This is a genomic window from Sporosarcina ureilytica (assembly GCF_001753205.1).
Lineage (GTDB): Bacteria > Bacillota > Bacilli > Bacillales_A > Planococcaceae > Sporosarcina > Sporosarcina ureilytica.
This window is the reverse complement of record NZ_CP017560.1, coordinates 1287114-1299316: the sequence shown is the minus strand read 5'-3', so window position 1 is coordinate 1299316 and position 12203 is coordinate 1287114. Positions and strand designations below refer to the sequence as shown.

The 12203-nt window shown below is 39.3% G+C and carries 12 protein-coding genes; 1 reads left to right on the top strand and 11 read right to left on the bottom strand.

Annotated elements, in window-relative coordinates:
• Window position 1: 1 nt before the first annotated feature.
• From BI350_RS06590 to citZ, 5 genes are all read right to left on the bottom strand, one after another.
• Complete coding sequence (locus tag BI350_RS06590) at window positions 2–703, bottom strand: response regulator transcription factor (RefSeq protein WP_075527369.1); 702 nt, start codon at window positions 701–703, stop codon at window positions 2–4.
• A gap of 140 nt (window positions 704–843) precedes the next feature.
• Window positions 844–1320: a MaoC/PaaZ C-terminal domain-containing protein gene (locus BI350_RS06585; protein ID WP_075527368.1), complete on the bottom strand. Its 477-nt coding sequence runs from the start codon at window positions 1318–1320 to the stop codon at window positions 844–846.
• Between the two features lie 181 nt (window positions 1321–1501).
• Window positions 1502–2440 (bottom strand): malate dehydrogenase, encoded by a 939-nt coding sequence (gene mdh, locus BI350_RS06580; protein WP_075527367.1) that lies wholly within the window; start codon window positions 2438–2440, stop codon window positions 1502–1504.
• 370 nt (window positions 2441–2810) lie between these two features.
• Window positions 2811–4079 (bottom strand): NADP-dependent isocitrate dehydrogenase, encoded by a 1269-nt coding sequence (icd, locus tag BI350_RS06575; protein WP_075527366.1) that lies wholly within the window; start codon window positions 4077–4079, stop codon window positions 2811–2813.
• A gap of 68 nt (window positions 4080–4147) precedes the next feature.
• A complete protein-coding gene (gene citZ, locus BI350_RS06570; protein ID WP_075527365.1) occupies window positions 4148–5263 on the bottom strand; it encodes a citrate synthase in 1116 nt (371 codons plus the stop codon).
• Between the two features lie 184 nt (window positions 5264–5447).
• On the opposite strand from citZ, the gene BI350_RS06565 reads away from it, so the two are divergent.
• A complete protein-coding gene (locus BI350_RS06565; protein ID WP_075527364.1) occupies window positions 5448–6422 on the top strand; it encodes an AI-2E family transporter in 975 nt (324 codons plus the stop codon).
• On the opposite strand, the gene BI350_RS06560 is transcribed toward BI350_RS06565, so the two are convergent.
• The 6 genes from BI350_RS06560 to BI350_RS06535 form a co-directional block, all read right to left on the bottom strand.
• Window positions 6412–6795, bottom strand: coding sequence for an FxsA family protein (locus BI350_RS06560; RefSeq protein ID WP_082294980.1), 384 nt, complete (start codon window positions 6793–6795; stop codon window positions 6412–6414). The two genes, BI350_RS06565 and BI350_RS06560, sit on opposite strands and share 11 nt — an antisense overlap.
• A 93-nt stretch (window positions 6796–6888) precedes the next feature.
• Window positions 6889–8649, bottom strand: coding sequence for a pyruvate kinase (pyk, locus tag BI350_RS06555; protein ID WP_075527363.1), 1761 nt, complete (start codon window positions 8647–8649; stop codon window positions 6889–6891).
• Between the two features lie 38 nt (window positions 8650–8687).
• Window positions 8688–9647, bottom strand: coding sequence for a 6-phosphofructokinase (gene pfkA / locus BI350_RS06550; protein WP_075529273.1), 960 nt, complete (start codon window positions 9645–9647; stop codon window positions 8688–8690).
• A 50-nt stretch (window positions 9648–9697) separates the two neighbouring features.
• Window positions 9698–10651, bottom strand: coding sequence for an acetyl-CoA carboxylase carboxyl transferase subunit alpha (gene accA / locus BI350_RS06545; protein ID WP_075527362.1), 954 nt, complete (start codon window positions 10649–10651; stop codon window positions 9698–9700).
• Window position 10652: 1 nt separating this feature from the next.
• Window positions 10653–11513 (bottom strand): acetyl-CoA carboxylase, carboxyltransferase subunit beta, encoded by an 861-nt coding sequence (accD, locus tag BI350_RS06540; RefSeq protein ID WP_075527361.1) that lies wholly within the window; start codon window positions 11511–11513, stop codon window positions 10653–10655.
• Window position 11514: 1 nt separating this feature from the next.
• Window positions 11515–12168 (bottom strand): FadR/GntR family transcriptional regulator, encoded by a 654-nt coding sequence (locus tag BI350_RS06535; RefSeq protein WP_075527360.1) that lies wholly within the window; start codon window positions 12166–12168, stop codon window positions 11515–11517.
• Between the last annotated feature and the right edge of the window lie 35 nt (window positions 12169–12203).

Sequence of the window (12203 nt, the reverse complement as noted above, 5' to 3'; positions counted from 1 at the left end):
GTCACTCCTCAAACTTATACCCGATTCCACGTACCGTTTTAATAAACATCGGCTTTCTACTATTTTCTTCTATTTTATCCCTCAAATGGCTTACATGCACATCTACAATCCGCGTATCACCCGCAAAATCATAGTTCCAAACGGCGCTTAACAAAGTATCACGTGAAAGGACTCGATTCTTATTCTGTATAAAGTAAACGAGTAATTCGAATTCCTTTGGTGTGAACTCTAATTTTCTATCAGACAAGTAAGCTTCATATTGCTCTAAATAAATCGTTAGAGGACCTGAAGTTAAGACTTCATCATTATTAATTGAATCTGTCGCAGTCGTTGTTCTCCGTAAAACTGCTTTAACGCGCGCCATCACTTCTCTAGGGCTAAATGGCTTCGTCATATAGTCATCGGCCCCAATTTCTAATCCTAGCACTTTATCTAATTCTTCACTTTTTGCCGTGAGCATGATTATTGGAATATTAATATGACGTTTCCGTAACGTTTTACATACTTCTATCCCATCTACTTTAGGAAGCATTAAATCTAATAAAATAAGATCTGGCTTTTCATTCTCAGCTTTACGAATTGCTTCCTCGCCTTCAGTAGCCATTAATGTTTCATAACCTGCTTGTGTTAAATTATAATCGAGCAATGTACGAATGGATTGCTCGTCATCCACAATTAGTATTTTGAGTTTATCAACAGCCACTCATTATCCCTACCTTCAATCAATTATCTTCACTTGTTGTTATAGTCAATTCTATTCAATCAATTTCAAAATTAACCTGACTGCAATAAATTCCGAACGATGTTGATTTCCGTAATAACGTAATAAGCAATTGCAACTTATTAAAAATTATCCATCGCATCAGCAGTTAACCGATTAAGTACTTTTGGTGGAGTGACTTTCATATAACCAGTTATAACTACTTCATCCTCTTCATTACAAGCCTCTATTTGAATAACAATGGTATTTTCATCTATTCTCACTTCAGATACTTCCAACAAAAAGTGAATTGTTTCATAATGATACACTGGTATTGGAAATTTTAGACGTTCCTCAATAACATGAGAACCTGGTCCTGGTAAATATTTTGACGCAGCAGACGTAACGATACCAGCTAACATAATTGTAGGCACAATAGGTTTTTCATAAGTTGTTTGAGAAGCAAAATCATGTTGAATATATAATGGATTGCTATCATTTGTTAACCCTAAGTACAGAAGCAAATCCTTATCCTCTATCTTTTCTGTCAATTTCAACTTTTCCCCTATGGATATATCCTCAATTTTTCTGCCTAGACGTCTTTTTTTGCCAAGTATCAACTAAATTCCTCCTCAAAAAACATTTATGAATACAATGTTTTAGTAGTATCAACTGCTTACGATAAGAATTATCATTCAATGCTTTACTTATTCTCAATTATAACAAAAAATCGAGTAGCCCAGCTACCCGATCCCTTAAAATTTTTCACGCTCATATATTTTCTAATCAATCTATGATTGATTATACAAGAACATTCATTACGGCTTTTACAGAATCCGCGGATTTTGACAATGCTTCTTTTTCAGCTTCCGTCAGTTCTAGCTCGATGACCTTTTCAATTCCACCTGCTCCGAGTACTGTCGGAACGCCTAAATAGATACCATTCAAACCATATTCGCCTTCTAAATAAGCGATGGATGGTAACACGCGCTTTTGGTCTTTTAGAATGGCTTCAGCCATCTCGACAAGGGCTGCTGCCGGTGCATAATATGCAGACCCATTACCAAGCAAGTTCACAATTTCTGCTCCGCCTTTACGCGTTCGGTCCACAATTTCTTCTAATCTTTCAGGCGCAATTAATGTTTCTAAAGGTATCCCGCCTGCATAGGAATAGCGTACAAGAGGAACCATATCATCGCCATGTCCACCTAATACAAAGCCTGTAATATCTTTGACAGATAGGTTTAGCTCCTGGGCAACGAACGTACGGAACCGTGCAGTATCAAGTACGCCTGATTGACCAATCACTCGCTCTTTAGGGAATCCAGATTCTTTATATACCGTGTATGTCATTGCATCCACTGGATTCGTTAATACTATGATTGTTGAATTCGGAGAATATTTCACAATTTCACCTGTTACTGCTTTCATGACTTTCTGGTTCGTCTGAACGAGGTCATCACGGCTCATGCCAGGTTTACGTGCAATTCCAGCAGTGATGATGACAATATCGGAATCCTTTGTGTCTTCATAATCTGAAGTACCGATAATGTTCGCATCAAATCCTTGTACAGGACCTGCTTCAAGCATGTCTAGTGCCTTTCCTTTAGTTGGATTCTCCATTTGTGGAATGTCTACGAGCACAATATCGCCAAGCTCTTTTTGCGCAAGTAGAAATGCTGTCGTTGCACCTGTAAATCCAGAACCGATTACTGAGACTTTTTTACGTTTCATCGTCATGACAGATACTCTCCTTTTTTCTTCATTATGTAGGAAGACGTGAGGTAAACCTCACGTCTTCTTTGTGTATAGCTTATCGTAAATGGCAATTTTTCGCCACTCTTTTATTGGATTAAAAAACTATTAAATCATGACCACATGGAAATTTTACTTGTTTACAAGTTTTCCATCTAGCTTCAGGCGCCAGATGCTCGAGTCATAAGTCAAATCAACTGCGTGGCAAAGAGCGCCACTACGTTGTTTCGTCTTATGCTTGTCGCATCTAAACGGCGCCTTCAGCTTTTGATACATCTAGCTTCAGGCGCCAGATGCTTGAGTCATAGGCCAAATCAACTGCGTGACATAGTGCGTCACTCCGTTGATTCGTCTTTTATAGATTTTCGATTAATGCATCTGCGAATTCAGAAGTTTTCACTTCAGTTGCACCGTCCATTAAACGAGCAAAGTCGTAAGTAACAACTTTAGATGCAATTGTTTTCTCGATAGAGTCTTCAATCATTTTAGCCGCTTCGTTCCAGCCTAGATGTTCAAGCATTAATACACCTGAAAGTAGAACTGAAGAAGGGTTTACAACGTCTTTTCCAGCATATTTAGGTGCTGTTCCGTGTGTTGCTTCGAAAATCGCATGTCCAGTGTCATAGTTAATGTTAGCACCTGGTGCAATTCCGATTCCACCTACTTGAGCAGCAAGTGCATCAGAGATATAGTCTCCGTTTAGGTTCATTGTTGCAACAACATCATATTCTTTTGGACGAGTTAAGATTAACTGCAAGAAAATGTCTGCAATTGCTTCTTTGATAATAATTTTACCAGCTGCTTCAGCTTCGTCTTGTGCCTTGTTTGCAGCTTCAGTACCTTCAGCTTCCTTAATTTTGTCGTACTGTCTCCACGTAAATACTTTATCTGCGAATTCTTCTTCAGCAACTTCGTACCCCCAAGTTGCGAATGCTCCTTCAGTGAACTTCATAATGTTTCCTTTATGAACTAGCGTTACTGATTTACGACCTTCTTTAAGTGCATAGTTGATTGCACCGCGCACAAGTCGTTTAGTTCCTTCTTCTGATACTGGTTTAATCCCAATACCTGAAGTTTCCGGGAAGCGGATGTTTTTAACGCCCATTTCATCTTGTAGGAAGTTCACTAACTTTTTAACTTCATCTGTACCTTTTTCATATTCGATACCTGCATAAATGTCTTCTGTGTTTTCACGGAAAATAACCATGTCACAGTCTTCCGGACGTTTAACAGGTGAAGGTACACCATCAAAGTAACGTATAGGACGTACGCAAGTATATAAATCTAGTTCTTGACGAAGTGCAACGTTCAGTGAACGGAATCCCCCACCAATTGGTGTTGTAAGAGGTCCTTTAATCGCAATTAAGTATTCCTCAATTGTGTCTAAAGTTTCCTGTGGTAGCCATTCGCCTGTCTCATTAAATGCTTTCTCTCCAGCAAGCACTTCTTTCCAAACTAGCTTCTTTTTGCCGTCGTATGCCTTTTCAACAGCCGCTTCTAAAACGCGTGAAGCCGCATTCCAAATATCTGGACCTGTACCATCACCAATGATATAAGGAATTGCTACGTGATCTGGAACATTTAAAACACCATTATTAACTGTAACTTTTTCGCCGATAGTCATGAAGATTTCCTCCTAAAATTCAAATCAGAGGGCTGTCCCTTTTCGGACCGCCCTTATTGTTTAATATATTAGCGTTCTTCAATAGGAATATATTTCTGCATTCCCGGTCCAGTGTATTCCGCACGTGGACGGATTAATCTGTTATTCTCGTACTGCTCAAGAATGTGCGCAATCCAACCTGAAACGCGGGATACCGCAAAGATTGGCGTGAATAAATCATGGTCAATTCCTAGTGAATGGTAAACAGATGCTGAGTAGAAGTCTACGTTTGGCGGTAAGTTTTTCTGAGCCGTAAACGCTGCTTCAACTCTGATAGACATATTATACCATTTTTCTTCGCCGCGCAGCTTTGTTAACTGCTTTGACATTTCGCGAAGATGTTTCGCACGTGGATCTCCTTGGCGGTAAACACGATGTCCAAAGCCCATGATTTTCTCTCTATTTGCTAATTTTTCTTGAATGTAAGCTTCAGCGTTTTCTTCCGAACCTATTTCAGCTAGCATTTTCATTACCTGTTCGTTCGCACCACCATGAAGTGGTCCTTTAAGCGCGCCGATTGCCGATGTTATACCTGAATACATATCGGATAGCGTTGCTACACAAACACGAGCAGTGAATGTTGATGCATTCAATTCATGGTCAGCATGTAAAACAAGTGCTTTATCAAATGCTTCGATTTCGATTTCTTCTGGCTCTTTCCCGGATAGCATGTAAAGGAAGTTTGCTGCATATCCAAGATCTGCACGTGGCGCAACCGGCTCAAGACCTTTACGCACCCTAGCAAACGCAGTCACAATCGTGGCAATTTTAGCTTGCAAGTTAATTGCTTTTGCGTAATTTGCCTCGTCAGACATATCTTCCGATTTTTCATCGTATAATCCTAGTAAAGATACAGCTGAACGTAATGCTGACATTGGATGTACTTTGTCGATAGGATACGTCTTAAAATGGTTAAGAAATTCTTGAGGAAGTGACATATTATCTGATAGCTGTTGTTTCAGCTCAGCAAGCTCATCCTCTTTCGGTAGTCGCTTATGCCAGAGTAGATAAATTACTTCTTCAAAACTAGCATTGTCTGCGAGATCGTCAATGTTATAGCCCACATATGTAAGTGTATCGTCAATAATTGAACTGATTGACGACTGTGTCGCTACAACTCCCTCTAATCCACGGGTAGATGTCATGAAAATCGCTCCTTCTTTTAGCTTGACCAACTTTTTTTCTTCGAATCTATAAAAATAGTTGTTCAGCTACTTTTATGTTATACCGTCTTTAAAAACGCTTACATATTTCATTATAGTCAACTTTGTCATCTTTGTGAATGGATATGCATGTTTTTGTTTAAAAAGTCTTAAAAAGGAGACTTAAATGTCTAATTTGAAAAAGAATGAAAAACTGATAAAGACGGCATTTACTAAATGGTTTCCGATAATTTTCACATTGCTAATTATTTATTTATTTCCACCCGTCGCCATAGCCGTTATTGCCGCTTTTTTTACTGCACCACTCTTGCAAGCCGTATATTCTGTCACAAAGTTGCCATTAACACTCTCAACACTCTTTGTCATTAGTTCTATCTTTTTAGTTTCAGGGGCATTTTTTTATATAGGTTTGCATGGGATGATTGAAATCTTTCCTGTTATTGAAAATCATTTAGCATCCCTTAATTTGGATACCGACATCATCGGTCAAGGATTGGCTTTTCTTGAAGAGAAGGTCATGGAGTACGGACAGGCAATAGTAGATTACGCCATTACGATGATTCAAAAGTTATTTCAACAACTGATGAGTTTATTTATTTTCTTAATTGCTTACTTTTTTGCTTTACGTGAATCCGGAAAAGAGCGCTTTTGGTTCTTAATTTACTTTCCCGTCCAATTTAGAAAACAAGCGAAACATACTTTGTCAAAAGCGAGTAAGTTAATTGGCACATTTATATTTGTAGAAGCAAGGTTAATTTTTATCACATTTATTATTTTATCGATTGGTTTCGCATTGTTACGCTTCACTTCACCTATTGGAATTGCACTCTTAATCTCACTCGCCGACAGTTTGCCATTTCTAGGAATTGGTGTTTTCTTAATACCAATGATTGTTTTTTTCTTTTACTCGGGTGATCTATTTATTGGGACTGCGCTCACCTTACTTTATTTAGTAACGATCGTTACTCGTCAATTTGCCGAATCTTATATGTGGGCGTCAACGTTTCAATTAAAACCCATTCATGCATTCATCATTTTAGCTTGCGCAGTCTATACGTTTGGATTAGTAGGGATATTACTATCGCCATTTTTACTATTTGCGGCACTTAAAGTAAAGCAACACCCATTATTTAACGAATGATAATTTGCTTGTTTTTCATTTTTTTATAAAGCCATTTGTGAATCGCTGGACGAATTAAGTTTCTAGGCCCTTTAAAGAGGAGCAAAAAACCAAAAACATCTGTCATAAATCCCGGCATAAGTAATAATAATCCGCCAAGAAAAATACAGACACTATCGATGAGCGCATCCCCGGGCGTTTCCATATTCGTTAAACGCTTGTTAAAATCCATCCAAGCTTTTGTACCTTGTTTTTTGGCCAAATAAGCCCCTAGAAATCCTGTTAAAATAATTAAACTTATTGTAGGAAAAAAGCCCAGAAGCTGCCCAGAGTATATTAGCAAAGCAAGTTCGGCAGTTGGTACGAGAATAAACGCTAAAACTAACCATTTCATTATGAAGAACCTCCTAAAAAGACTACTTGCATTTCGGCGCAAGTAGTCTTTTTGTTTTACAATCGTAACTTTTTTAGATTATTGTTAAGTACTTTATGACATGTTTACCTGGCCATTATAAATAACGCCGGATTCAGCATCCATCGTAATTTTACTACCGTGCTGAATCATCGTTGTTGCATTTTTAACGCCAACAATAACAGGAATCCCAAGACTTAAGCCGACAACAGCTGCGTGACTTGTTAATCCGCCTTCTTCTGTAATGAGTCCTGCACACTTCTCAATAGCAGGCATCATGTCGCGGTCAGAACCTTTTGTAACTAAGATTGCACCAGTCGTATTGTATGACATTGCTTCATCCGCAGTATTTGCAACAATCGCTCTTCCAATTGCTACTGTTTTGCCAATCCCTTGTCCACGAACGAGTAAGTCTCCGACTACATGAATTTTCATTAAGTTCGTTGTACCAACCTCACCTACAGGTACACCTGCTGTAATAATTACAGCATCACCATGGCTTACGTATTCATGCTTTACACTTTCTTCAACCGAATTTTGTATTAACTCATCAATTGTTTTAACATTTTTACCAATTATCGGGTATACGCCCCACACAAGAGATAACTTCTTAGAAAACTTTTCTGATGCCGTCAGTGCAATAATTGGACAGCCAGGGCGATATTTCGCAATCATTTTAGCTGTTTGACCGCTACGGGTTGGTGCAAGCACTGCTTTAACCTTCAAGTTAAGCGCGGTGTAAGCGGCTGATTGGCCAATTGCTTCCGTCATATTTCCATGTTTTTCACGACGTCTTGTGGACACAAGTGAACGGTAATCAAAAGATTCTTCCGCACGTCTCGCAATTTTATCCATTGTTTCGACAGACTCAACTGGATATTGTCCAGCAGCTGTTTCACCAGAGAGCATAATTGCATCTGATCCATCTAAGATGGCATTTGCAACGTCGCTCGCTTCGGCACGAGTTGGACGTGGATTATGTTGCATTGAATCTAACATTTGCGTCGCAGTAATTACAGGTTTTCCAGCTTGGTTACATTTTTCAATTAATTGCTTCTGAATATGCGGAACTTCTTCAGCTGGAATTTCAACGCCTAAGTCACCACGTGCGACCATCAAACCATCTGACAACGTTAAAATTTCATCGATATTTTCGACACCTTGTTCATTTTCGATTTTCGGAATAATTTGGATGTCTTCTCCGCCATTTCCTTCAAGTAAACCTCGGATTTCCATGACATCAGAAGCTCTTTGGACAAATGATGCAGCAATGAAATCTACATTTTCTTGAATACCAAAAAGAATATCTTCCGCATCCTTCTCAGTCATACCTGGCAACTGGACTTGAATGCCCGGTACGTTAACACCTTTCCTATCTTTCAGGACACCTGAGTTCACAGCTAGTGTATGTATTAAACCGCGTGACATATCTGTTCCCGTTACCTCTAATTGAATCAGTCCATCGTCTAATAATATCGTAGAACCTTCATTTACGTCTTCAATTAGTTTGTTGTATGTAATTGAAAAAACCTCTTCTGTTCCTTCAACTTCATTCATAGAAACATCAATTTTTTGTCCTGCAATAATTTCGACCCGACCATTTTTCATTGAATGTGTTCGGATTTCAGGACCTCTCGTATCAAGTAAAATACCAACAATTTTTCCTTTTCTACGTGCCACTTCGTTAATTCGATCAATACGTACCTTATGTTCTGCATGGTCGCCATGTGAAAAATTCAATCGCGCCACGTTCATGCCTGCATCCATTAATTTTTCCAGCACTTCAACGGATTCGCTTGCTGGTCCTATTGTACATACGATTTTCGTCTTTCTCATCAGTATATCCCCTCTTCGCTATGTAAAAGCATTTTCATTTAAATAGACAGTTGTTTTGATAAATGATACATGCTAACGTCTAGTTGTTCGGAGCCCTCAAAAACACATTGTAAGTCGTAGTCTACCACTTTGTGATTTTGTATACCAATCGCAACGCCTCCACGACCTTCTTTTAACACTTCAACGGCTCTTGCGCCAAATTGACTTGCAATCACTCGGTCGCGTCCTGACGGTGAACCACCGCGTTGGATATGTCCAAGTACGGATACCCGTGTTTCGATATTGGCTTGTATTTCTAATACTGTCGCTAAGTCGTTGGCAGACATAACCCCTTCCGCAACAACAATAATACTATGTTTTTTTCCACGACCCGCACCGCTTTCAAGTCGTTCAATGATATCCGGTATTTCAGCTTTCTCTTCAGGGATTAAAATTGTTTCTGCTCCACCAGCTAGACCTGCCCAAAGTGCAAGATCCCCTGCGTCGCGTCCCATTACTTCAATGATAAACGTTCTTTCATGGGAAGTAGCGGTATCTCTAATTTTGTCAATTGCATCAATGACTGTATTCAACGCCGTGTCAAAACCAATGGTAAAATCTGTTCCTTTAATATCATTATCAATGGTTGCCGGAACACAAACACATGGAATTCCTAGTTTAGTTAATTCATAAGCACCTCTAAATGATCCATCGCCACCTATGACAACTATGCCTTCAATCTGATGTTTTTTTAATTGATCAAGCGCCTTCTCACGTCCTTCAGGTACGCGAAATTCAGGACATCGAGCGGAACGTAACATCGTGCCACCCCGGTGAATAATATCCCCGACCGTGCCGAGCTCCATTTTCTCAATTTTCCCGTCAATTAATCCTTGGTAACCATTATAAATCCCGGCCACCTCAAATCCCTCATAGATTGCTTTTCGGACTACTGCACGCACCGCCGCATTCATACCCGGTGCATCGCCGCCGCTAGTTAATACAGCTATCTTCACAATGATCTCTCCAATTCGCATATAGTCAATCGCAAACTGAATTTCCGCAAAAACTATTCAGTAAATATACCAATTTGTCTAAATTTATCATATCGATTTTGGACGATTTCTTCGTTCGATAATTTTCCAAGCTCGTCCAAAGAACGGCGAATAGTTTGACCGATTTTAACAGCTTGCGCTTTTGGATCACGATGAGCTCCACCGAGGATTTCAGGTATCATCTCATCGATAATCCCCATTTCCTTCAAATGCGGTGCAGTAATCCTCATCGCTTCTGCAGCTTGTTTTGATAAACTTGCATCCTTCCACAAAATGGAAGCGGCTCCTTCAGGAGATATGACAGAATACGTAGAATGCTCTAGCATATGAATATGATTCGCAACGCCTAAAGCTAATGCGCCACCACTTCCGCCTTCACCGATGACAATTGAAATTACAGGAACTGTTAATCCTGCCATCTCAATAAGGTTCCGTGCGATGGCTTCACTCTGCCCTCGTTCTTCTGCTGCTTTTCCTGGGTAAGCTCCTTTTGTATCGATAAAACAAATAATAGGTCGATTAAATTTCTCTGCCTGTTTCATGAGCCTTAACGCTTTACGATAACCTTCTGGATGTGGCATTCCAAAATTTCGTCTTACGTTCTCTTTTGTGTCTTTCCCTCTTTGGTGACCAATAATCGTCACGGGTAGAGAATTAAATGATGCAATTCCACCAACGATGGCTTCGTCATCACCAAAATTTCTATCGCCATGAAGTTGAATAAAATCTTCAAACAGCTCTTGTATATAATCAAGCGTCGTTGGTCTTTGTTGATGTCTAGCAACTTGAACGCGATCCCAAGTTTCCATATTGCCATAAATTTCTTTTTCTAAGTTTTTCAAACGACTTTTCAACGTCTCGATTTCATCAGATAAATCTACGGATGATTCTGCGGTAAACTGTTCGAGTTCATTAATTTTTTCACGTAGCCTCACAATCGGCTCTTCAAATGATAAAGTTTTCCCCATTTTATTTCGCCTCCTTTACGTGAAGTCGGATAACCTTTGATAACGTTTCCTTCATATCCTCACGGTGCACGACCGCGTCAAGCTGACCGTGATCAAGAAGAAACTCAGCTGTTTGAAAATCTTCTGGCAGTTTCTCTCTAACCGTCTGTTCGATAACACGTCTACCAGCAAATCCAATAAGTGCTTTCGGTTCCGCAAGATTAATGTCCCCTACAGAAGCAAAACTTGCCGATACACCACCAGTTGTTGGATAAGTCATGATCGACACGAATAATAGTCCCTTATCGGCATGGCGATTAAGTGCAACACTCGTTTTCGCCATTTGCATCAGCGATAAAACACCTTCTTGCATTCTCGCCCCGCCACTAGCTGTAAAGATAAGGATTGGGACGCCCAATTCAGTTGCCTTCTCAACAGCACGGGTAATTTTTTCACCAACGACAGAACCCATAGAACCCATTCTAAAATGAGAATCCATTATCGCAACAGCTACTTGTTGTCCATTAATTTCACCCACACCTGTTAAAACAGCCTCATTTAGCCCCGTTTTCACCGAATCTTGTTCTACTTTTTCAGTATAACCTGGGAATTCAAGTGGGTTTTCCGTTTTCAAATGATTATCAAGTGAACGAAAAGTCCCTTCATCAAATAACATCTGTACACGCTCATTTGCCGTCATGCGCATATGATGATCACAAGTTGGACAAACTTTTAACATTTGTATTAAATCTTTTGTTAAGATTATATTTTTACATTCTGGACATTTCGTCATAATCCCTTCAGGCACATCGTTCTTTGCCTGTTTGGAAGGTATTTTGGTTTCTCTTTGTTTACGATTTCTCTTAAAAATTTCACGAATCATCTCATGACTCCTCTCTTTCACCTTCAACTAAACTTATCCAATTGTTGTATTCTTTAAGCGTTTTTGCTTCGTCGCCAGCTAATAAACCAACAAGTAGTTCTTTTACGTAATTCTTCTCAGCTGGTGTCATAACTATTTCATACGGAACTTGACTGTATTGCTTTAATAACATCCATATTTTCAATGAAAGACGGTTTCCTGTTGATACAATCATTTCTCGTATTAAATCTATTCTTTTCATACTTTCATCGTATTCAACTTTTGCTAATAAACTCTCCCAGACTGGAAGTTTTCGTAATTCCGAACGTTTACAAACAGTTTGAATCGCAGCAATTTCATGTATTCTTCTTGTTTCCATTACATCTTGAATTGAAGTCGATTGTTGTAAAATAAAACCAGACAACACATCGACAAATTGGTTTTTTTGAAAGTCAGCTAAAAACGTGCCTTCCCCTCGTCTCGTTTCAATAACGCCTAATAATTCAAGACTTCGCAACGCTTCTCGGATAGTTGAACGACCCACTTGCATGCGTTCAGCCAATACGCGTTCCGATGGAAGTTTCCCACCAGTCTTAATGTTTTCTTCTTCAATTAAATTTCTTAATTCACCCACAATTTCTAGGTACATTTTCGGATGCTCTTTTTGACTTTCCATTGCTGAACTCCTCTGGAAGTAACGATTGTACTTAG

Bases quoted from the DNA above. Each gene is read 5' to 3' on its own strand.
- mdh (WP_075527367.1), bottom strand. From the start codon at position 2,440: ATGACGATGAAACGTAAAAAAGTCTCAGTAATCGGTTCTGGATTTACA.
- icd (WP_075527366.1), bottom strand. From the start codon at position 4,079: ATGACTATCGGCGAAAAAGTTACAGTTAATAATGGTGTTTTAAATGTT.
- citZ (WP_075527365.1), bottom strand. From the start codon at position 5,263: ATGACATCTACCCGTGGATTAGAGGGAGTTGTAGCGACACAGTCGTCA.
- BI350_RS06565 (WP_075527364.1), top strand. From the start codon at position 5,448: ATGTCTAATTTGAAAAAGAATGAAAAACTGATAAAGACGGCATTTACT.
- BI350_RS06560 (WP_082294980.1), bottom strand. From the start codon at position 6,795: ATGAAATGGTTAGTTTTAGCGTTTATTCTCGTACCAACTGCCGAACTT.
- pyk (WP_075527363.1), bottom strand. From the start codon at position 8,649: ATGAGAAAGACGAAAATCGTATGTACAATAGGACCAGCAAGCGAATCC.
- accA (WP_075527362.1), bottom strand. From the start codon at position 10,651: ATGGGGAAAACTTTATCATTTGAAGAGCCGATTGTGAGGCTACGTGAA.
- accD (WP_075527361.1), bottom strand. From the start codon at position 11,513: ATGATTCGTGAAATTTTTAAGAGAAATCGTAAACAAAGAGAAACCAAA.
- BI350_RS06535 (WP_075527360.1), bottom strand. From the start codon at position 12,168: ATGGAAAGTCAAAAAGAGCATCCGAAAATGTACCTAGAAATTGTGGGT.